This window comes from Pseudonocardia sp. C8 (assembly GCF_014267175.1).
Lineage (GTDB): Bacteria > Actinomycetota > Actinomycetes > Mycobacteriales > Pseudonocardiaceae > Pseudonocardia.
Map to the genome: position 1 here is coordinate 4,624,707 of NZ_JACMTR010000002.1, position 20,890 is coordinate 4,645,596.

Here is a 20,890-nt window from a genome sequence, read left to right on the forward strand (position 1 = left end):
CCGCCGCCCGGCCCGGACGGAGACCGCAGAGGAGGTGCGCCGTGGGCGTTCCCGCACCCGCCGGATCCGGCGGGCGAGCCGATCCCGGCGTCGAGCGGCTGACCGACGCCTGGGTCGCGGCGATCCATGCCCGCGGTTTCGTCTCCGCCGGCCGGGCCGAGCTGCACGCCGTGCTCTCCGGCGCCGCCTGGTGGACGACCGCCGTCGTCGACGGCCGGGCCGAGGCCGACATGGCCGCCGAGGTCGGCTCGGAGCTCGTCGCGGCGCACCTGACCGACCCGGCCGCGCTCCGCTGCTCGCTGGACGTGCTGGCGACGCACTTCGCCGAGCGGATCGGCGACCCGGCACGGCAGCGCCGGTTCACCGCGGCCGTCGGGGCGCTGTCCGCCGGGTACGCCCGGACCCTGCAGGAACGCACCCGCACCGAGCAGGACCGGATCAGCACGGCGGCGTTCGCGGCCCGCAGCGCGGCGGAGAACGCCCGGTGGCGCTCGGAGGCCCGCTACGGCGCCGTCTTCGAGAACACCGCGCTCGGGATCAGCGTCGCCGACACCGAGGGCCGGATCCTGGAGGCGAACCGCGCCCTCACCGACATGCTCGGCTACCGGCCCGGCGAGCTGGTCGACCGCTCGGTGTTCGAGTTCATCCACCCCGAGGACACCCCCGACATGTGGCCGCGGATCGAGGCCATGCTCCAGGGCAGGGTCGGGCACGTCCGGATGGAGAAGTCCTACTACCGCAAGGACGGCGAGCAGATCTGGACCCAGCTCGTCGTCTCGCTGATCCGTGACCCCGGCGGCACGCCGCTCTACCTGGTCGCGATGGTCGAGGACGTCACCGAGCGGCACAGGCTGCAGGTACGGCTCCGGCACCAGGCCGAGCACGACCCGCTCACCGGGCTCCCCAACCGGGCCCTGTTCTTCGGCCGGCTCACCGCCGCGCTGGACGCCTGCCCCCGGGTCGGTGTCTGCTACCTGGACCTCGACGGGTTCAAGGCGGTCAACGACACCCTCGGCCACGACGCGGGCGACCAGCTGCTGCGCACCGTCGCCCACCGCCTGCGGGACGCGCTCGGCGTGGACGGCCACACCCTCGCCCGGATGGGCGGTGACGAGTTCGTCGTGCTCGTCGAGGACTGCACCGGGATGGACCAGCTGACGGCGACGGCGGCGCGGGCCCTCGACGTGCTCCGGGAGCCGGTCGCGCTGCGCGGCCGCGAGGTCGTGGTCTCGGCCAGCATCGGGGTCGTGGTGTGGCCGGTACCGCCGGACACCGGTCCGGGCGCGGCCCCGTCACCCGGTGGCGCCGCGGAGCTGATGCAGGCCGCGGACACGACCATGTACTGGGCCAAGCGGGACGGCCGGGACCGCATCGCCGTCTTCGACCCGGTCCGGCACCGCAACGACGTCCACCTGTTCGAGCTGGCGGGCCGGATGCCCGGTGCGCTCGAGCGGGGCGAGTTCGCACTGGACTACCAGCCGCTGGTGTCCCTCTCGGACGGCCGGGTGTCCGGGGTGGAGGCGCTGGCCCGGTGGCGGACCGCCGACGGCGAGCAGCTCGGCCCGGACGTGTTCATCCCGCTCGCCGAGCAGACCGGCCTGATCGTCTCGCTCGGGCTGCACCTGCTGCACCGGGCCTGCTCCGACGCGCGGGCGTGGGCGGACGCCGACCCCACCCGCGAGTTCGTGCTGAGCGTGAACGTCGCCGGGCGGCAGCTGCGCCAGCCCGACGCCGTCGAGCGGGTCGCCGGCGTGCTCGAGCGGACCGGCTGGCCGGCGCACCGGCTCCAGCTGGAGCTGACCGAGAGCGACCTCATGGCGGCCGGCGGGCGGCCGACCGAGGCGCTCGAGGAGCTGTCCCGGCTCGGGGTGCGGATCGCGATCGACGACTTCGGTACCGGCTACTCGAACCTCGCCTACCTGCACCGGCTGCCGGTGGACGTGCTGAAGCTCGCGGGGTCGTTCGTGTCGGGACACGGCACGCGCGGCCCGGACGCCGGCCGCTCGGGCCGCGCCGTGGACAACCCGGTCATCCTCTCCGCGATGATCGAGCTGGCGCACCGTCTCGGCCTGCACGTCGTCGCCGAGTCCGTGGAGACCGCCGCGCAGGCCGGTCAGCTGCGGTCGCTGGGCTGCGACGTCGGGCAGGGGTGGTTCATCGCCCCGCCGCTGCCGCCCGGCGAGGTCCCCGGGATGCTCAGCCGGACCGTGGCGCTCGGCGACGGTCCGGGCTGACCGGCCCCGCCAGCCACTCCCCGACCGCCGCCTTCAGCGCGGCGTGCTCCTTGCGCAGCCCGTGGTCGCCGTCGACCAGCACCACCTGCCGCTGCGGCCCGTCACCGGGGACCCCGAACCGGTCCGCGCGGCCCTGCACGACGAGCACCGGCACCCCGGCGCCGTCCAGCTCGGGCAGCCGGGTCCGTTCCGGCTTCCCCGGCGGGTGCAGCGGGAACGCCAGGCACAGCACGCCGGTGGCACCGGTCGCGGCGGCCGTGCGGCAGGCCACCCGGGCCCCGGAGCTGCGGCCGCCCTGCACCAGCGGGAGGTCCCGGTCCTTCCGCATCGCGGCGGCGACCGCCAGCCAGGCCTCGTCGAGGTGCCCGGCCGGGGCCGGAGCGCGCCGGCCCGCCACCCGGTACGGCTGCTCGACCAGGCCGACGTCGAACCCGGCCGCCGTGGCCGCGGTGGTCGCGGCCAGCAGGTCCGGTGCCCCGATCCCGCCGCCGGCGCCGTGACCGAGCAGCAGCAGGCCACGGGCACCCGCCGCGGTCGCCGCCGGGTGCAGCGTCACCCGGGCCGGGCCCCGCGGCGTGTCGATGTCGTGCGTCCCGCTCACGACAGCAGGTCGAGCTGGATCGGCTCGGCCACCTGGTCGTCGGGGAGGCGGTCGAGCAGCTCGGGGCCGTTGTTGCGGACGCTGTTGACCCGCGTCGACACCGGCCGGATCTCGAGCGTGGACACGAGCTCCGGCGGCGGCGGGACGAGCAGCCGGGACATCGGGCCCTCGGTGGGACCCGCGTCGGGGTCGAGCCAGTCGCCCCAGGCGTCCGGCGGGAGCACCAGCGGCATCCGGTCGTGCACCTGGGCCAGCGGGCCGACCGCCTCCGTGGTGAGCACGCACCCCGTGACCAGGCCGTCGGGGTACTTCTCGGCGAGCTCGCCGTCCTTGGGGCGCCAGAACTCCCAGAGCCCGGCCACCGCCATCGTCGCGCCGTCGGCGTAGTGGGTGAAGTACGGCTGCTTGGCCGACTTGCTGCGCTGCCACTCGTACCAGCCGTCCATCGGGAACAGGCAGCGCCGGGACGCGGCCGCACGCCGGAACGCCGGCTTCTCGGTGATCGTCTCCGAGCGGGCGTTCACCATCCGCGCCCCCGCCGACGGGTCCTTCGCCCAGAACGGCACCAGGCCCCAGCGCACCGTGCGCAGCGAGCGCTCGGTGGTGGCGGGATCGGCGTTGCCCTCCTCGTCGCGGGGATGCCGCTCGACGACGACGGTCACGTCCTTGGTCGGCGCCACGTTGTAGTCCGGCCGCTGCGCCGTCTCGGCCGTGGCGTCGACGGCGTGGAACTCGTCGGCCAGGTCCGCGGGGGCCTTCGTGGAGGCGTAACGGCCGCACATGCGTCCCATCCTTCCACGTGGGGAAAGATGGGGGCGTGCGCAACTGGCCCGCCCCTTTTCCGCAGGTCCCCGTCACCGGCACCGTCACCGTGCCCGGCTCGAAGTCGGTCACCAACCGGGCCGTCCTGCTCGCCGGCCTGTCCGGTGGCGCCTGCCGGGTCGACGGTGCTCCGCCGACCCGGGACACCACGCTGATGTCCGGGGCGCTGGCCGCGCTCGGCGTCCCGGTGACCGCCGAGGGCGACACGGTCCTGGTCGGGGCGCACGACGGCCTCCGCGGCGGGACGCCGGACGCCCCCGCGGAGATCGACTGCGGGCTGGCCGGGACGGTCATGCGGTTCGCGCCGCCGGCCGCCGCCACCGCGGAGGGCACCGTCCGGTTCGACGGCGACCCGCGCGCCCGGGAACGCCCGATGGGCACCGTGCTCGCGGCGCTGCGCACGCTCGGGGCCCGGGTCGACGGGGACGCGCTGCCGTTCCGGCTCGACGGCGGGCCGATCCCGGGCGGCGAGGTGACGATCGACGCGTCGGCGTCGTCGCAGTTCGTGTCCGGCCTGCTGCTGTCGGCGGCCCGGTTCGCCCGGGGCGCCACGGTCCGTCACGCGGGCGCTCCGCTACCGTCGCTGCCGCACATCGCCATGACCGTCGACATGCTGCGGGCGGCCGGCGTCACCGTGCACGACGACGAGCCGGACACCTGGCGGGTGGAGCCCGGGCCGATCGCGGTGCGGGACTGGGCCGTCGAGCCGGACCTGTCGAACGCCGCGGTGTTCCTGGCGGCCGCCGCCGTGACCGGCGGCCGGGTCACGGTGCGGGGCTGGCCGGCGTCGACGACCCAGCCGGGCGTGGCGGTGCTGGGGGTGCTGGAGGAGTTCGGGGCGACGGTCTCGCACGACGACGGCGGGCTGACCGTCACCGGGCCCGACCGGCTGTCCGGGGTGGACGTCGACCTGCACGACGCGGGCGAGCTCACGCCCACCGTCGCCGCGATCGCCGCGCTGGCGACCGGCCCGTCCCGGCTGCGCGGCATCGGGCACCTGCGCGGCCACGAGACCGACCGGCTCGCCGCGCTCGCCACCGAGCTCACCGCGCTGGGCGGGTCGGTCACCGAGACCGACGACGGCCTGGTCATCGAGCCGAAGCCGCTCACCGGCCGGCCCGACCGGCCGTGGGGTGCCTACGCCGACCACCGCATGGCGACCGCCGGCGCGATCGTCGGGCTCGTCGTGCCGGGCGTGCTGGTCGACGACATCGGCTGCACCGACAAGACCATCCCGGACTTCCCGGGGCGCTGGGCGGCGCTGCTCGAGGGGGCCTCGACCGGCGGCGGTACCGCCTGACCATGCCCCGCCGCCGCGACGTCCACGCCCTCGACGAGTCCGACGTCCGGGTCCGCCCGGGCAGGCGCGGCTCGCGGCCACGCAGCAAGCTGCGGCCCGCGCACGCCGACGCGACCCGCGCGATGGTCACCGCGGTCGACCGCGGCCGCTGGACGTGCGCGCCCGGCGCCGACCCGGACCGGCCGCCGGTGATCGCGATGCGGGCCCGCGAGCTCGGCCGGACACCGGTCGTCGTCGGGGATCGGGTGGACCTCGTCGGGGACCTGTCCGGGGAGCCGGACACCCTCGCCCGGATCGTGCGGGTCGCCGAGCGGGACACCGTGCTGCGGCGCACCGCCGACGACACCGACCCCTTCGAGCGGGTCGTCGTCGCGAACGCCGAGCGGCTCGTCGTCGTCACCTCGGTCGCCGACCCGGCGCCGCGCACCGGGTTCGTCGACCGCTGCCTGGTCGCCGCCTACGCCGGCGGGCTGGAACCGGTGCTGTGCCTGACCAAGTCCGACCTGGCCGACCCGGAGCCGTTCGCCGCGCAGTACCGCGACCTCGGCGTGCCCCTGGTGGTGACCGGGCGGTCGACCGCCGGGCCGCCCGCCGGGCTCGACGCGTTGCGCGCCGAGCTCTCCGGGCGGCTGTGCGCGCTCGTCGGGCACTCCGGGGTCGGCAAGTCGACGCTGGTCAACGAGCTCGTCCCGGCCGCCGACCAGGCCGTCGGCCGGCTGTCGGGGATCGGCAAGGGCCGGCACACGACGACGGCGGCGCTCGCCTTCCCGCACGCCGACGGCTGGGTCGTCGACACCCCCGGCATCCGGTCGTTCGGGCTCGCGCACGTCGGCGCGGACGACGTCGTCGCCGCGTTCGGCGACCTCGCCGAGGCCATCGACGACTGCCCGCGCGGCTGCGGGCACCTGGGGCCGCCCGCCGACCCGGAGTGCGCACTGGACGACCTGGTCTGCGCCGGAGCGCTCGGCGCGGGCAGACTCGAGGCGTTGCGTCGCATCCTCGTGGCGCTGCACCAGGCCTGATCCGCGATCGGCGACGACGGCCGCGGCGAACGGAGGGGGACGTGCCGGAACGGCGGCCAGCGGCGCTGGTGGTCTGCGCCGCCGCGCTCACCGGCCTGCTCGCCGGGGCGCTGTCCGGCTGCACCGGGCCGGGCCCGTCCGGCTCCCCGCCGCCGTCGGCGGTGTCGCTGCCGAAGTACTACGACCCGGCGCCGCTGCTCGCCGACGTCGACGCCCGCACCCGCTCCGACGGCGCGGCCACCCTGTCGGTCGCCGGGACGCTGACGGGGGCCGCCGGGCCGGTCCCCGTCACCGGCGACGGCGCGGTCCGGCTCGACCCGGGCGGCGCGGGCCCCGCGGTGCGGCTGGCCCTGCGCAGCGGACCGGAGGGCACCGTGCCCCGGTCCGTCGAGCTCGTCCGGGTCGGGAGCCGCACGTGGTTCCGCCCCGCCGGCACCGGGTGGAGCGAGGCCGGCCGGAGCCCGCTGCCACCGGCCGCGGTCGCCGACGCGACGCTCGCCGCGAACGTCGCCGCCGGGGTGGACCCGCTCGCCGCCGTGGCCCGGTACCCGGACGCGGTGCTGGTCGCGGAGGCCACCGACACCGACGTCGACGGCATCCCGGCCGTGCACTACGTGCTGGTCGTGGACCTGGGCCGGGCGCTCGCGACCGAGAACGACCCGGCCCGCCGGGAGGCCCTCGCCGCCCAGCACCGGGCCGGGATCACCCGGATGAGCGCCGAGATCTGGCTGGACGCCGACCGGCGCCCGCTGCGGAGCCGGCTGCGCCAGCAGCTCCCCGGGACCGGGGTGCTCGACTTGCTGATCCGCTACCGGGACTGGGGCGCGCCGGTGACGATCGAAGGGCCGCTCCGCGGCTCGTGAGTGGTTGCGAGGGCTCCGGCCCGCGCAACCACTCACGGGGCGCTAGCCCAACTCGACCAGGAACGGCAGCTCCGAGGGGTCGTACCAGGCCAGCTCGTGGTCCTCGGCCTCCCCGACGAGGAACTCGGCGTCGAGATCGCCCAGGTCGGCCTTGTCCACGGCGGCCGCCGCCTCCCGGACCGCGTGCTCGGCCTCCGGCAGGTCGACGTGCACGGCCGCGATCTTCGCGACCGGCACCGGGCCGGTCACCCGCACCGCGCCGTCGTCGAGGTCGGGGCGGAGCGTGACGTCGTCGGTGTCGGCGGCGACGACGACCCGGCGGGCCGGGGTGCCCTTCTCGCCGAGACCGAACTCGACGGCGAGCAGCCGCAGCGACGCCCGCGCGGCCTCGCTCATCGCGGCGTACTCCAGCTCCTCGTCGTCACCGGCCACGTAGGCCTCGCGGAGCTTCGGGGTCAGCGCGAACGCGGTCCCGCCGAGCGGCTCGAAGCTGCCGGTCGAGACGGTGCGGGCGAGCATCGGCCAGGTCGCGGGAAGGTAGATCCGCACGTCGGGTGGTCCTTTCTGGTGGCTCGCCGGCTACTGCCGCAGGGTCTCGAGCAGCTCCTCGAGCGACTCGTTCACCATCCCGGCGAGCACGTCGAGATCGGGCATCGCGTCCCGGTCACCGTTGAGTCCGTAGTAGACGCCGCCGTCGTAGCTGGTCAGGCCGATGGAGACGGCCTGCCCCTTGGCCAGCGGCACCACCGGGAACATCTCCAGCATCCGGGCACCGGCCGCGTAGAGCGGGAACTGCGGGCCCGGCACGTTCGTCACGACCAGATTGAAGAAGTGCCGGGACATGCCGCTGGCGGCCCGGGCCCCGACGGCGTGGAGGGTCGGCGGGGCGAACCCGCCGATCCGGACGAGGGTGTCGGCGCCGACGGCGTCGCCGGTGTCGGTGTGCTCGCGCATCTGGTGGGTCACCTGGTGGAGCCGCACCAGCGGGCTCGGCTCGCCCACCGGCAGGTCCACCAGGAACGACGCCACCCGGTTGCCGAGCGAGCCGCCGGTCGCCGAGCTCGGCACGTCCCCCTCGCCGCGCACCGACAGCGGCACCAGGGCCCGCACGCTCGACGACCCGCCGACCGGCTCGCCGCGCGACATCAGCCAGGTTCGCAGCGCCCCGGCGATCACCGCGAGGACCACGTCGTTGACGTCGCAGCCGTAGGCGGCGCGGACCTTGCGGTAGTCCTCCAGGTCGGTGCGGGCGAGCGCGAACCGGCGCTGGGTGGAGATCTCGGCGTTCAGCGGCAGCCCGGGGGCGCGGCGGCCCGCGGTGCGGGCCATCGTCAGCACCTTGCCCGCGGCCCCGGCGAGCTTGCCGACCGTGGCGAGCGCGTCCCCGGCGGCGACCCGGACGTTGTCGGCCAGCTCGGTCGGCCGGGTCACCGCCTCGCCGATCGCGTCCAGGACCAGCTGGCCGTCGCTCGGTTCGGGCCGTGGCATCCACAGCTCGTCCGGGGTCTCCCGGGGGTCGGGCGAGACGTCGAGGATCACCTGGCCGATGTCGATGGCGGAGATCCCGTCGACCATCGCCTGGTGGGTCTTGGTGAGGATCGCGACCCGGCCGGCGCCCGCGTCCCGGCCGTCGCCGGGGGCCGCGAGACCCTCGATGAGGTACATCTCCCACAGCGGGCGGGTGTGGTCCAGCGGCCGCGACATCAGCCGGGCGACCAGCTCGGTCAGCTGCTCCTCGCTGCCCGGGCGGGGCAGGGCGGACCGCCGCACGTGGTAGGCGATGTCGAACTCGGGGTCGTCGACCCACACGGGCCGGGCCAGGTTCCCGGGCACGTGCCGGACCTTCTGCCGGAACCGGGGCACCAGCGCGAGCCGCCGCTCGATGAGCTCGACCAGGCGGTCGTAGTCGAACCCGTCCGGCGGGCGGTCGAACACCGAGATCCCGCCGACGTGCATGGGCGTGGTCGCCTCCTCCAGGTAGAGGAAGGAGGCGTCGAGCGCGGAGAGCCGGGACGGCATGGCCGCGATCCTACGTGCGCGTGGGATTCTGGCCGTCGTGACCGACCCCGCCGTGTCCCCCAAGGACCGCTTCATCACCGTCTACGGCCGCAAACCCGTGCTGGAGGCGCTCGCGGACCCGGACCTCGAGGTCGACAAGGTCGTGCTCGCCGATACGGTCCGTGGCGGCGGGGAACGGGACATCACCGCCGCGGCCCGCGGGCGCGGCGTGCCGGTGCAGCGGGCGTCCGCGCAGCGGGTGAAGGTCCTGGCCGGCAACGGGCGGCACGACCAGGGGGTGCTGGCCGACGTCGTCGCCCCCCGGATGGCACCGCTGCCGGTGTTCCTGTCCGACCTGGGGAGCCGGCGGCCGGCGTCGGTGCTGGTGCTCGACGCCATCACCAACCCGTCGAACGTCGGGATGCTCCTGCGCAGCGCGACCGCCGCCGGCCTGGACGGGGTGCTCCTGCCGCGCCGCGGGGTGCCGGCGATCGACCCGCTCGTGATCAAGGCGTCGGCCGGGGTGGCGTTCTCGGCACCCGTGCTGCGGTGCGGCACCGCCGCCGAGGGCATCGACCTCATGCAGGGCGCCGGCTTCGCGGTGTTCGGCCTCGACGCCGGCGGCGACTCGCTGCTCGACGCCGACCTGCCGCACCGGGTGGCGCTGGTGCTCGGCAACGAGACCGACGGGCTGACCGACCCCGTCCGGGACCGGATCGACGGCGTCCTGTCGCTGCCGATGTACGGCGGCGTGGAGTCGCTCAACGTCGCCTCGGCGGGGGCGGTCGCCGCCTACGAGCTGCTGCGCAGAAAGAGCTGAGATCGTTAGGGTCGGGCGGCATGGTGCGCCGACGCATGCCCCGACCGTCCGAGCTGGCGCCGCTGCTGCGCCCCGCCCCCGTCACCCTGGACCGGACCGCCGCGCACCTGGCCCGGGCGGCGAGCATCGGTGACCTGCGCCGGCTCGCCCGCCGGCGGGCGCCGCGCGCGGTGTTCGACTACACCGACGGAGCCGCCGAGGACGAGCTGAGCCTGCGCCGGGCCCGCGAGGTGTGGGCGTCGGTCGAGTTCTCGCCCACCGTGCTGCGCGACGTCTCCCGGGTCGACACCGGCCGGGACGTCCTCGGGAAGCGGTCCGCGCTGCCGTTCGCGCTGGCCCCGACCGGGTTCACCCGCATGATGCACACCTCCGGCGAGCGGGCGGTCGCCGCCGTCGCGGCCGAGGCGGGCATCCCGTACGCGCTGTCCACCATGGGGTCGACGACGATCGAGGGCGTCGCCGAGGCCGGGCGCGGCGGGCGGCACTGGTTCCAGCTCTACCTGTGGAAGGACCGCTCGGTCGCGCACGAGCTGGTCTCCCGCGCCGCGGCCGCCGGGTACGACACGCTGATGCTGACCGTCGACACCCCGGTCGGCGGCAACCGGCGCCGCGACGCCCGCAACGGGCTGTCCATCCCGCCCGCGCTGTCGCTGCGCACGCTCGTCGACGGGGCCCGGCACCCCCGCTGGTGGTTCGACCTGCTCACCACCGAGCCGCTGACGTTCGAGTCGCTGGCCGCGGGCGGCGGCACCCCGCTCGAGGTGATCAACCGGGTCTTCGACCCCGCCCTGACCATGGACGACGTCGCCTGGTTGCGGGAGACCTGGCCCGGGAAGCTGGTCGTCAAGGGCGTCCAGTCGGTGGCCGACGCCCGCCGGGTCACCGACGCCGGGGCGGACGCCGTGCTGCTGTCCAACCACGGCGGCCGGCAGCTGGACCGCGCGCCGGTCCCCGCCGAGCTGATCGAACCCGTGGTCCAGGAGCTCGGGGACGACGCCGAGGTGCTGGTCGACACCGGCATCCTGCACGGCGGCGACGTCGTGGCCGCCGTCGCGCTGGGCGCCCGGGCCGCCCTGGTCGGCCGGGCCTACCTGTACGGCCTGATGGCCGGCGGCGAGGCCGGCGTGCGGCGGGCCGTCGAGATCCTGCGGGCCGAGGTGGAGCGGACCCTGCAGCTCCTCGGGGTGACCCGGGTGGACGACCTCCGCCCGGAGCATGCCCGGCTCCGTTCACCGATTACCGGCTCCGCTCACCCGGATGGAGGACGTGCCGCAGGTGCGGGTGGACGCTGACCGCGTCACGATGGCCGCATGGGTTTCCTGGACAAGGCCAAGGATCTGCTCGGCAAGCACGACGACAAGGTCGACCAGGCGCTGAACAAGGCCGGGGACGCGGCCAAGAAGAAGTTCGCCGGTAACGAGCAGCACGTCGACACCGCGACCAAGTTCGCGCGCGAGCGGACCGGTGAGGGGGACAGCACCGCGCAGCAGGCCCCGCCGCCCGGCGAGCAGGCCCCGCCCCCCGGTGAGCAGGCGCCGCCGCCCGGTGAGCAGCCGCCCCCGCCGCACGGCCAGCAGCCGGGCCAGGCTCCGCCGCCGCCCCCGCAGCAGTGAGCCGCCGCCGGTAGCACCGGCGCGGCCGCACGACCGGCCCGGCACCCGCCGGGGCCGGCGGATCACGAGGCGCCGTCCGCAGCCGCGGGCGGCGCCTCCGCACGTCCGGCCGGTCAGGCGTCCGCCGGGACCCCCAGCAGCACCTCGAGCTCGGCGAGGGTGCCGCCGGCGTCGACGTGCTGCACGCCGACCGCGCCGGCCGCGGCCGCCCCGCGCACGCAGGCGCCCAGGTCGTCCACGACCACGCAGTCGGCCGGGTGCAGCCCGAGCTCGGCGGCGGCCGCGGCGAACGCGTCCGGGCTCGGCTTGCGGGCGCCGCGCACCGCGCCGAGCAGCACGGTCCCGAACGCGGCCGCGCACTCGTCCGGCACGGCGTGGGCCCCGGAGAACAGCGCCGTGCGGACGCCGGCGCCGGCCGCCCGCCGGGCGTAGTCGAGCAGCCGGGCCGCACCGTCCGGCTCGTCGAGGACGCCGCCGTAGTCGACGATCAGGCCGCGCAGGGTGCGTGGTTCCACCGGCGCGACGCTACCGGTCAGTCCAGGGCCCGGCGGAGGAACCCGCGGATGCCCAGCAGCGTGAACAGCACGATCGCGAGTACCGGCACGAGCACGCAGGTCCAGCTCGCCAGGTGCGGGACGTCCGGGACGAGCGCCGCGCGCAACCCCTCGCTGACGTAGGTCAGCGGGTTCAGCGCGGACAGCACCTGGAACCAGCGCATGTCCTGCAGGGTCAGCAGCGGGTACTGCACCGAGCCGGTGAACAGCAGCGGCGTGAAGATCACCGCGAACAGGATGTTGATCCGCCGCGGCGGCACCGCCGTCCCGATCGTGAGCCCCATCGCGGCACCGAGCAGAGCGCCGAGCACGACCATCAGCAGTGCCGGGAGCAACCCGGACGGCGGCCAGTCCACGTCGATCATGAACAGGCCGATCGGGACCATGAGCAGGCTGGCCAGCAACCCGCGCAGCCCGGCGAACACGACCTTCTCGACGGCCACCGCCCACACCGGCATCGGCGCGAGCAGCCGGTCGTCGATCTCCCGGGTCCAGGACAGCTCGAACACCAGCGGCAGCGTGACGCTCTGCAATGCACCGAACACGGCGTTCAGCGCGATCAGGCCGGGCAGCATGATCTCGCCGTAGCCCTCGGCGACGAACCCGCCGCGGCCGAGGACGACCACGAACACCAGCAGGAAGAAGAACGGCTGCACCAGCGTCTGGGCGAGGAAGGAGGGCAGCTCCTTGCCCGTGACGAAGACGTCGCGGCGCAGCACCGCCAGGAACGCGCGCCCGCTCACCGCAGGTCCCTCCCGGTCAGGTCGATGAAGACGTCCTCGAGCGTCGCCTCGCCGAGCGACACGTCGCGCACCGCGGCGCCGTGCCGTCCGAGCAGCTCGACGACCGGGGCGAGCAGCGACGCCGGCTCGCAGGTCACCGACAGGCGGAAGGTCTCGGCCACCGCCCCGTCCCGCCCCGGCGGCGTCTCGACCCGGGCGACGGCGTCCAGCCCGGACAGCGCGGTGCGCAGCGGCTCCGGCCCGCCGGGGCCCGGCTCGGCGACGACCTCGAGCGTCGCGCTGCCGGGCAGCGCGCGGACCAGCGCGTCCGGGGTGTCCAGGGCGAGCAGCGTGCCGTGGTCGACGATGCCGATCCGGTCGGAGAGCTTGTGCGCCTCGTCCATGTCGTGCGTGGTGAGGACGACCGTGATCCCCTCGTCGCGCATCCCGCGGATCTGGTCGTGCACGAACAGCCGCGCCTGCGGGTCGAGCCCGGTGGACGGCTCGTCGAGGAACAGCACCTCCGGCCGGTGCATGAGCGCCCGGGCGATCATGACCCGCTGCGCCTGGCCGCCGGACAGGTCGTCCGCGACGGCCTTCGCCTTGCCGGTCAGGCCCATGCGCCCCAGGAGCTCGTCGGCGCGCCGGTTCCGCTCGGCCCGGCCGACACCGTGGTAGGCGGCGTGGAAGACGAGGTTGTCCCGCACCCCGAGCGAGCGGTCCAGGTTCTGCCGCTGCGGGACGACGGCGAGCTTCGCGCAGACGGCGACGGAGTCCGTCCGCACGTCCAGCCCGGCGACCCGCGCGGTGCCGGACGTCGGCACGACCCGGGTGGTCAGGACGCCCACCGTGGTCGTCTTGCCGGCACCGTTCGGCCCGAGCAGGCCGAACACCTCGCCCTCGAAGACCTCGAACGACAGGCCGTCCACGGCGTTGCGGTCGGCCTTCGGGTACCGCTTCACCAGATCGACGACCTCGACCGCGGGCTGCCCCATCGTTCCCCCTACGACAGCGGATCGGGGTGATCCTGCTCCAGGAACGCGAGCACCGCGACCAGATACTCCCGGAGCGCCCCGGCGTGCCCCGGCGGCGGTTCGGGCAGCCGCGGCCCGCGGGCAGCCGGCCGGACCGCGTGCAGCCGGCCCCGGCCGGCCCCGGTGATCGTCACCCGGCGGATCCGGCGGTCGCCCGGGTCGACGCGGCGGGCGACGAGGCCCCGTTCCTCCAGCGCGTCCAGGACCGGGGTGAGCGTCGTCGGCCCGACCTGCACCCGGGCCGCGAGCTCGCGCTGGACCAGGCCGTCGGCACGGTCGAGCACGTCCAGCACGGCGACCGCCGTCAGCGGGAGGCCGAGCCGTCCCACCTGGCCGCGGCGCGCGGCGAGCACGGCCGCCCCCGCCCGGATCAGGAGGTCGGCCAGGGTCGCGGCGGGCTCGGCGGGGTCGCGGGGTGCCGGGAGCAGGCGGGGTGGGTGGAGCAGCTCGCTCCGCGCGCCCGGTGGCCGGGGTCCGGGTGGTGGGGCGGCGGGGAGCGGTAGATCCATACCCGGTATCCCGGCGTACGACGTGGGCAGCGGCAGGTCTGCGCCTGGGAGGCCGGCCGGCGACGTGGCCGCCGGCGGCGGCAGGTCCGCACCCGGCATCCCGTCCGGCGACGTGGCCGCGGGCGGCGACAGATCCGCACCCGGCATCCCGGCAGGCGGTCCGGGGCGCCGATCGGCGGCCGTCGGCGCGCCGGCATCCGACGGGCCGGCCGGGATCGGTGGTCGATCGGGCATCGCGCGAGGGTAGGTCGCCGGGGTGCGTTCCCGGCCCGGATCGGGTGGCGGACGATGCGGGAGCGAACGGTCCGCCGTCGCAGGGCCCAGATCGATCAGCACGATCGCGCCGTGGTCGCGTCGGAAACGTGCAGGCCGGCAGTGCCCTGTCGGCCTGCTCGCCGTCGACCAGCACGCTTCCGCCCTCGACCGGGCAAGAACGTGCACACCGATCAGGCACCCAGAGTCGATCAGCACGAACCCGCCCCCACCACGGCGACAGCGTGCACGCGGAGCCCGAACCACCTGTCGAGCGGCACGCATCCGCCCTCGCTGGGGCGGAAACGCGCACACCGACGGCGTCCGTGGGGTCGATCCGCGCGATCCTGCCCGGTGACGGGCGACAACGTGCGCCTCAGCCGCACCGGGCCCGCGGCGCCCGGTGACGTCGCCACCCACCCCGCGCCCTCGCGGTCTGCGCCCTTCCGGCCCACACGGCGCGGAAGGCGCACGTCGGCGCACGGGTCGGCCGGCGCGGCGGCACGGCCCGGCTGGCCGGGCAGCACCGGCTTGGTGAAGCGGGCGCCCATCGCCACGAGCAAGGCGGGGTCGCCGTCGCGCACGTTCTCGGCCGCCGGGCCGACCGACGTGCGGCTCGACGCGGTCCGGCACGACGCCGGCGCGGTGCGGTGCGGCAGGAGGTCTGCTCCGACAAGGTGAGGGGGCGGCACGCCGCCAGGCGCGGCGCGGGCCGGAACCACCCGCTGCGGCGCGGAACGCAGGGCGGTCGTAGGCGCACCCACCGACACCGCAGCCACATCGTGCTGCCCTGGACCATCCGGAGACGGACGGTGCGGCGGTGGACGGTACGGCGACGGATCCGGGCCGTACCCCGTCCGCGCGTCCTGCCGCGGCGCACGCTCGACGGGTGACCACGACGACGGAAACCGCGACCCCCGGTGCTGCGCCCGCCGACACCGCAGCCGCACGCACCGCGCCCGTCGGCACCGCTGACCCGGGCACGGCGGCCCAGGAGACCGTGCTCGTCGCGCACACGGTGGACGACGTGCCACTCGAGCTCCCGCCCGGGCTCGTCGTCGTCCTGCCGGGGGGCCTCCGGATCCGCTCCGGTGCCGTGCTCGCACCACCACCACCGCCGCCACCGGCGCCGGACGTCGCCCCACCGCAGGTCGTCCCACCCGACGCCGGGGCCACCCGCGCCCGCGCGGCCGAGCTGACCCGGCTCGTCGTCGAGGTGCTGGCCGGGCGCCGCACACCGGAGCAGCTCACCGGCCTCGCGGCGCCGCGGGTGCTGCGTTATCTCGGTGCGGCGCGTGCCGCCGCCGTTGCGCGACCGACGCTCGCCACCGCGGGGCGCGGTGGCCGGGCGGGCGCGCCGGGATGCAGCACCGCACCCCCGCCGCGAGCGGCCCGGGTCCACGTCATGCAGCCGCATCCGGACGCCGCCGAGGTCTGTGCGACGCCGACGGTCGCAGGTCGACCTCGGGCGGTCGTGCTGCGCCTCGACCGGCGATCCGGTGACGCCCCCTGGACCGTCACCGCCGTCCGGCTCCTCTGACCGTGCTCAGCCCGTGCCCGTCCCGGAGTAACCGACACGCCGGCGGCATGCCCGGCCGTCCCCGGAACCACCCGGCGCGTCAGCGACGCCGGCGGTTCGCCCGCTCGGCCCGCCGGCGCTCGGCACGGTTGCCCCCGGCCGCGGCCTGGTCCGGTGCGCCACCGGTCCCGGCCCCACCCTGAGGGGCCGCCCCGCTCTGAGGTCCGGCGTTCGGCATCGGGGTCTGCGCCCGGCTGCGCGGCGCCGCGTAACGACCGGTGCGGCCGCTCCCCGACGCCGGGGTGCCGTCCTCGGCGCGACGCGCGACGCCACCGTCCTCGCCGGGCCCGCTGTACTGCAGGTTGCGGGGCGGGGTGGTGCGGAACAGGTTGGGCAGGACCACGGTGCTCTCGCTCGGGTCCTCGGCGGGCACCTGCCGGACGACCGGGATCTCGGTCGTCTCGGGCTCCTCCTCCTGCACCGGGGCTGCCGGCTGCTGCACCTGGACGACGACGTTGAACAGGTGCCCGATCGTCTCCTCCTTGATGCCCTCGAGCATCGCGGAGAACATGTCGTACCCCTCGCGCTGGTACTCGATCACCGGGTCGCGCTGGGCCATCGCCCGCAGCCCGATGCCCTCCTTGAGGTAGTCCATCTCGTAGAGGTGCTCGCGCCACTTGCGGTCGATGACCTGCATCAGCACCTGGCGCTCGAGCTCGCGCATCCCGCCCTGCGGGCCGATCAGCGCGTCGATCTCGGCCTCGCGACGGGCGTAGGCGTGCTCGGCGTCGGCCAGGATCGCCTTCTCCAGCTCGTCGGCTGTGAGGTCCTCCACCTCGTCGGCGAGCGCCCGCCAGTCCAGCGAGATCGGGTAGAGCGCGCGCAGCGCGGTCCACAGCTTCTCGAGGTCCCAGTCCTCGGAGTAGCCCTCGGAGGTCGCGCCGGTGACGTAGCCGTGGATCACGTCCTCGAGCATGTTGCGGGTCTGGCGCTGGACGTCCTCGCCGTCGAGCACCCGGCGGCGCTCGTCGTAGATGATCTTGCGCTGCTGGTTGAGGACCTCGTCGTACTTGAGGACGTTCTTCCGGATCTCGAAGTTCTGCTGCTCGACCTGGGTCTGCGCGCTCCGGATGGCGCGGGTGACCATCTTGGCCTCGATCGGCACGTCGTCCGGCAGGTTGAACCGGTTCATGATCGACTCGACGACCTGGCCGTTGAAGCGGCGCATCAGCTCGTCACCGAGCGAGAGGTAGAAGCGCGACTCGCCAGGGTCGCCCTGCCGGCCGGACCGGCCCCGCAGCTGGTTGTCGATGCGGCGCGACTCGTGCCGCTCGGTGCCCAGCACGTAGAGACCGCCCGCGTTGCGGACCTCCTCGGCCTCGGCGGCGACCTGCTTGCGCATCCGGGCGAGGACGGCGTCCCAGGCCGCCTCGTACTCCTCCCGGGTGTCGACCGGGTCGAGCCCCTGGCTGCGCAGCTCCAGGTCGGCGAGGAACTCCGGGTTCCCGCCGAGCATGATGTCGGTACCGCGGCCGGCCATGTTCGTCGCGACCGTGACGGCGCCGGCGTGCCCGGCCTGGGCGATGATCGCCGCCTCGCGGGCGTGGTTCTTCGCGTTCAGCACCTCGTGCGGGACACCCCGCTTGAGCAGCAGCTTCGCCAGGTACTCGGACTTCTCGACGCTGGTCGTGCCGATCAGCACGGGCTGACCGGCCTGGTGCTTCTCGGCGATGTCGTCGGCGACCGCCTCGAACTTCGCGGGCTCGGTCTTGTAGATCAGATCCGCCCGGTCGGCACGGACCATCGGCCGGTTCGTGGGAATCGGCACCACGGACATCTTGTAGATCTCGTGCAGCTCGGCGGCCTCGGTCTGGGCCGTACCGGTCATGCCGGCGAGCTTGTCGTAGAGCCGGAAGAAGTTCTGCAGCGTGATCGTCGCCAGGGTCTGGTTCTCCGGCTTGATCTCGACGCCTTCCTTGGCCTCGATCGCCTGGTGCATGCCCTCGTTGTAGCGACGCCCGGCGAGCACGCGACCGGTGAACTCGTCGACGATCAGGACCTCGCCGTTCGAGACGATGTAGTCCTTGTCCTTCTTGAACAGCTCCTTGGCCTTGACGGCGTTGTTCAGGTAGCCGACCAGCGGCGTGTTCGCCGACTCGTAGAGATTGTCGATGCCGAGCTGGTCCTCGATCAGCGCGACACCCTCCTCGGTGATGCCGACGGTGCGCTTGCGCTCGTCGACCTCGTAGTGGATGTCCTTCGTGAGCATGGGGGCCAGCCGGGCGAACTCCTGGTACCAGCGGGCGCTCTGCTCCGCCGGGCCGGAGATGATCAGCGGCGTCCGGGCCTCGTCGATGAGGATCGAGTCGGCCTCGTCGACGATCGCGAAGTTGTGCCCGCGCTGGACCATGTCGGCGACGTTCCACGCCATGTTGTCGCGCAGGTAGTCGAACCCGAACTCGTTGTTCGTGCCGTAGGTGATGTCCCGGGCGTACTGCTCGCGGCGCTGCGCCGGGGTCATCTCGGCGAGGATCACGCCGACGCTCAGGCCGAGCCAGCGGTGGATCCGGCCCATCGTCTCGGAGTCGCGCTTGGCCAGGTAGTCGTTGGTCGTGACGACGTGCACGCCCTTGCCCTCGAGGGCGTTGAGGTAGACCGCCAGGGTGGAGGTCAGGGTCTTGCCCTCACCGGTCTTCATCTCGGCCACGTTGCCCATGTGCAGCGCGCCGGCGCCCATCAGCTGGACGGTGAACGGCCGCTGGCCCAGGGTCCGTTGCGCGGCCTCGCGGACGGTCGCGAAGGCCTCCGGGAGGATCTCGTCCAGGGTCTCGCCACCGGCGAGCCGCTCGCGGAACTCGTCGGTCTTGGCACGCAGCTGGGCGTCGGTGAGGCCCTCGAATTCCGGTTCCAGGCCGTCGATGTGCGCGGCGATCTTGCCGAGCCGCTTCACCACCTTGGTCTCGCCGGCCCGGAGGAGTCGACTCAGGAAGGGCACTGCCGACCTCATTCACGTCGCGGTCAGGACACGGGACGGGCGCCACTCACCGAAAGAGGTCACACCGCCCTTGCCGCCATGGTACGGGCCCGGCACGACCGGTCCCGCGCCGCTTCGGCGACGCCCTGCCCGCGACGACGTGGCGCGCCGGTCCGGCACGCCGCGGGAACCGCCGGGCGCGGGTGCGCCGCCGTGGGCGGCGGGGCACCCGCGCCGGACGGTCAGCCGCCGAGCCGGATGACGCCGTAGTCGTAGCCGTGGCGCCGGTAGACCACCGACGGACGGCCGGTCTCACTGCAGGAGAACAGGTAGAAGTCGTGCCCGACGAGCTCCATCCGGGACAGGGCCTCGTCGACCGTCATCGGGGCGGCGGCGTGCGTCTTCTCCCGGACGATGCGACCGGGCCGGTACTCGGCCTCCCACTGCTCCTCGAGGCGGGCGACCTCGTCCTCGGGCACGGTCTCGTCGTGCGATCGGGGTTCGGGGATCGTGTCGGTGGCCGGCGGGGCCGCTTCCATCAGCGCGACGGCCGACGCATCGGCCGCCATCCGCGAGGCCTGCACGCGGTCACGACGGCTGGGCTTTCGACGGTCGTGCGAGCGACGGAGCCGTTCGGCGAGCTTCCCGACTGCCATGTCCAGGGCGGCATAGAAGTCCGCTGCCGCCGCCTCGGCCCGCGCCACGGCACCGCAGCCGCCACGGCCGGTGATCTCCACACGCTGGCAGGACTTGTGCTGTCGGCGGTTCGGCTCGTGGAAGAGCTCCACCTCCATCCCGACGATCTTGTGGTCGTGGCGTTCCAGGCGGGTCAGCTTCTCCTCGACCAGACCACGGAAGTGATCCGGCACCTCGACGTTCCGGCCGGTGACGACGATCTCCACTCGGACATCCCTCGCTTCAGTCGTGCTGAACCCGGGACTCGACGACGGCCCCGGGGGCGGGCTATCGGTCGTTCCTCCTGGTGTGCTAGCGGGTCGGAGTTCATCGGACGTTAGCGGTAAATCCGCCCGCCCGACAGGTCGTTCGTCGACCCGCTCGTGGGATGCCCTCCCCTGGTCCCGCTGCTGTCCGCGACCGGCGCACCGCACCCGGGTGACACCCGCCCCTCACTTCGCCCGCTCACCGGGGGAACGAACGGGTCGCCGGGGCCGCCGCCCCCGGGCCTCGACCACGGTGCGCCGAACGGAGCAGCGAATGTGTCCCCCATCACACCCGTCCGGTCGTCGTCGCGTCGGCCAGCAGCACCGAGCCGACCGGCCCGAGGCCCCTTCGGACCAGCACCGACCGGCACGCCCGGAGCGTCGCACCGGTGGTGACGACGTCGTCGACCAGCAGCACCGGTTCCCGGCCCGGGCCCGCCCGTCCGGCCGGCGCGGTCGTGCGCAGTGCCGCCGCGAGGTTCGCCGCCCGGGCCGCCGCACCCAGGCCGACCGAGTCCCGCGCGCGCCGGTCGAGTGCGAGGGCCACCACGGTGCGGGCAGGCAGCCCGGCCGCGGCCAGACGCGTCTCGAGCGCCCGGCACAGCCGGAGCACGTGGTCCCCTCCGCGGGCCCGCGCGGCGCACGGACGGGACGGGGCCGGCACGAGCCGGACACCGCCCGGGTCGCTCCCGGCCGGGAGCACCGCCGCGACCGCCGGGACGAGCAGGGCCGCCAGGTCCGGCGCGAGATCGCGGCGCCCGCGCTCCTTGTAGGCGAGCACGGCCCGGCGCAGCGGCCCGCGGTACCGCCCCGCCGCGACCACCCGGCCGGCACCCGGCACCCGGACCGCGAACGGGCCCGCGGTGTCCTCGGCGCAGGCCGGGCACCAGCCGCCGCCGCCCGGCGGCCCGGCCCCGCAGCCACCGCAGGTTCGGGGCAGCAGCAGGTCCAGCAACGCCGCGAACGGGGACGGGGACCGGGTCGTCGTCATGCGGGCAGGATCCACCGAGGGCCCGGCCGGCGACGTCCGCGCGGCGCCGCCGGGCCCGAGTTGTCCACAAGTGGGAAATCCATCCACAGGGAGCGAACTCGCCCGTCCCGCGGCGCTCCAC

At 75.1% G+C, this 20,890-nt stretch carries 19 protein-coding genes; 8 read left to right on the plus strand and 11 right to left on the minus strand.

The window, feature by feature from the left end:
• The first annotated feature begins 41 nt into the window (after positions 1-41).
• On the plus strand, positions 42-2,234 hold the full coding sequence (locus H7X46_RS21920) for a GGDEF domain-containing phosphodiesterase (RefSeq protein WP_186361188.1): 2,193 nt from the start codon (positions 42-44) through the stop codon (positions 2,232-2,234).
• On the opposite strand, the gene H7X46_RS21925 is transcribed toward H7X46_RS21920, so the two are convergent.
• Positions 2,197-2,835 carry an alpha/beta family hydrolase gene (locus H7X46_RS21925; RefSeq protein ID WP_186361189.1) on the minus strand — a complete coding sequence of 213 codons (639 nt, stop codon included), beginning with the start codon at positions 2,833-2,835 and terminating at the stop codon, positions 2,197-2,199. The genes H7X46_RS21920 and H7X46_RS21925 overlap by 38 nt on opposite strands.
• The gene (locus H7X46_RS21930; protein WP_186361190.1) at positions 2,832-3,617 is read right to left on the minus strand and encodes an SOS response-associated peptidase; all 786 of its coding nucleotides are present in this window, start codon (positions 3,615-3,617) and stop codon (positions 2,832-2,834) included. Before H7X46_RS21930 ends, H7X46_RS21925 begins: the two co-directional genes overlap by 4 nt.
• A 35-nt stretch (positions 3,618-3,652) precedes the next feature.
• On the opposite strand from H7X46_RS21930, the gene aroA reads away from it, so the two are divergent.
• The 3 genes from aroA to H7X46_RS21945 are packed head-to-tail and all read left to right on the plus strand — an operon-like array spanning position 3,653 to position 6,842.
• Positions 3,653-4,957 (plus strand): 3-phosphoshikimate 1-carboxyvinyltransferase, encoded by a 1,305-nt coding sequence (aroA, locus tag H7X46_RS21935; RefSeq protein ID WP_186361191.1) that lies wholly within the window; start codon positions 3,653-3,655, stop codon positions 4,955-4,957.
• A 2-nt stretch (positions 4,958-4,959) separates the two neighbouring features.
• Entirely contained in the window at positions 4,960-5,979 is a 1,020-nt protein-coding gene (gene rsgA, locus H7X46_RS21940) for a ribosome small subunit-dependent GTPase A (RefSeq protein WP_186361192.1), read from the plus strand.
• Between the two features lie 41 nt (positions 5,980-6,020).
• On the plus strand, positions 6,021-6,842 hold the full coding sequence (locus tag H7X46_RS21945) for a hypothetical protein (protein ID WP_186361193.1): 822 nt from the start codon (positions 6,021-6,023) through the stop codon (positions 6,840-6,842).
• A 42-nt stretch (positions 6,843-6,884) separates the two neighbouring features.
• Here the strand turns inward: H7X46_RS21945 and H7X46_RS21950 are convergent, their stop codons facing one another.
• Complete coding sequence (locus H7X46_RS21950) at positions 6,885-7,391, minus strand: hypothetical protein (protein WP_186361194.1); 507 nt, start codon at positions 7,389-7,391, stop codon at positions 6,885-6,887.
• 30 nt (positions 7,392-7,421) lie between these two features.
• Entirely contained in the window at positions 7,422-8,861 is a 1,440-nt protein-coding gene (locus H7X46_RS21955) for a wax ester/triacylglycerol synthase family O-acyltransferase (RefSeq protein WP_186361195.1), read from the minus strand.
• Here H7X46_RS21955 and H7X46_RS21960 point away from each other — a divergent pair.
• Genes H7X46_RS21960 through H7X46_RS21970 form a run of 3 tightly spaced genes read left to right on the plus strand, consistent with a single transcriptional unit; the run spans position 8,860 to position 11,273 of the window.
• A complete protein-coding gene (locus H7X46_RS21960) occupies positions 8,860-9,660 on the plus strand; it encodes an RNA methyltransferase (RefSeq protein ID WP_186361196.1) in 801 nt (266 codons plus the stop codon). The two genes, H7X46_RS21955 and H7X46_RS21960, sit on opposite strands and share 2 nt — an antisense overlap.
• Before the next feature lie 20 nt (positions 9,661-9,680).
• Positions 9,681-10,952: an alpha-hydroxy acid oxidase gene (locus H7X46_RS21965; protein WP_255426193.1), complete on the plus strand. Its 1,272-nt coding sequence runs from the start codon at positions 9,681-9,683 to the stop codon at positions 10,950-10,952.
• A gap of 18 nt (positions 10,953-10,970) precedes the next feature.
• Positions 10,971-11,273, plus strand: a complete 303-nt coding sequence (locus H7X46_RS21970) for an antitoxin (protein ID WP_186361198.1) — start codon at positions 10,971-10,973, stop codon at positions 11,271-11,273.
• Between the two features lie 113 nt (positions 11,274-11,386).
• Here the strand turns inward: H7X46_RS21970 and H7X46_RS21975 are convergent, their stop codons facing one another.
• The 4 genes from H7X46_RS21975 to H7X46_RS21990 are packed head-to-tail and all read right to left on the minus strand — an operon-like array spanning position 11,387 to position 14,092.
• Positions 11,387-11,788 (minus strand): HAD-IA family hydrolase, encoded by a 402-nt coding sequence (locus tag H7X46_RS21975; RefSeq protein WP_222131384.1) that lies wholly within the window; start codon positions 11,786-11,788, stop codon positions 11,387-11,389.
• Positions 11,789-11,805: 17 nt separating this feature from the next.
• Positions 11,806-12,570 carry an ABC transporter permease gene (locus H7X46_RS21980; RefSeq protein ID WP_186361199.1) on the minus strand — a complete coding sequence of 255 codons (765 nt, stop codon included), beginning with the start codon at positions 12,568-12,570 and terminating at the stop codon, positions 11,806-11,808.
• Positions 12,567-13,544, minus strand: a complete 978-nt coding sequence (locus H7X46_RS21985) for an ABC transporter ATP-binding protein (RefSeq protein WP_186361200.1) — start codon at positions 13,542-13,544, stop codon at positions 12,567-12,569. Before H7X46_RS21985 ends, H7X46_RS21980 begins: the two co-directional genes overlap by 4 nt.
• Positions 13,545-13,552: 8 nt before the next feature.
• Positions 13,553-14,092 (minus strand): MarR family winged helix-turn-helix transcriptional regulator, encoded by a 540-nt coding sequence (locus H7X46_RS21990; RefSeq protein WP_186361201.1) that lies wholly within the window; start codon positions 14,090-14,092, stop codon positions 13,553-13,555.
• Positions 14,093-15,233: 1,141 nt separating this feature from the next.
• Here H7X46_RS21990 and H7X46_RS21995 point away from each other — a divergent pair.
• Positions 15,234-15,884, plus strand: a complete 651-nt coding sequence (locus tag H7X46_RS21995) for an Rv3235 family protein (RefSeq protein WP_186361202.1) — start codon at positions 15,234-15,236, stop codon at positions 15,882-15,884.
• A 79-nt stretch (positions 15,885-15,963) separates the two neighbouring features.
• Here the strand turns inward: H7X46_RS21995 and secA are convergent, their stop codons facing one another.
• From secA to H7X46_RS22010, 3 genes are all read right to left on the minus strand, one after another.
• Positions 15,964-18,858 (minus strand): preprotein translocase subunit SecA, encoded by a 2,895-nt coding sequence (gene secA, locus H7X46_RS22000; RefSeq protein ID WP_370588901.1) that lies wholly within the window; start codon positions 18,856-18,858, stop codon positions 15,964-15,966.
• 221 nt (positions 18,859-19,079) lie between these two features.
• The gene (gene hpf, locus H7X46_RS22005) at positions 19,080-19,739 is read right to left on the minus strand and encodes a ribosome hibernation-promoting factor, HPF/YfiA family (RefSeq protein ID WP_186361204.1); all 660 of its coding nucleotides are present in this window, start codon (positions 19,737-19,739) and stop codon (positions 19,080-19,082) included.
• Positions 19,740-20,064: 325 nt separating this feature from the next.
• Positions 20,065-20,769, minus strand: a complete 705-nt coding sequence (locus H7X46_RS22010; RefSeq protein WP_186361205.1) for a ComF family protein — start codon at positions 20,767-20,769, stop codon at positions 20,065-20,067.
• Positions 20,770-20,890: the final 121 nt, after the last annotated feature.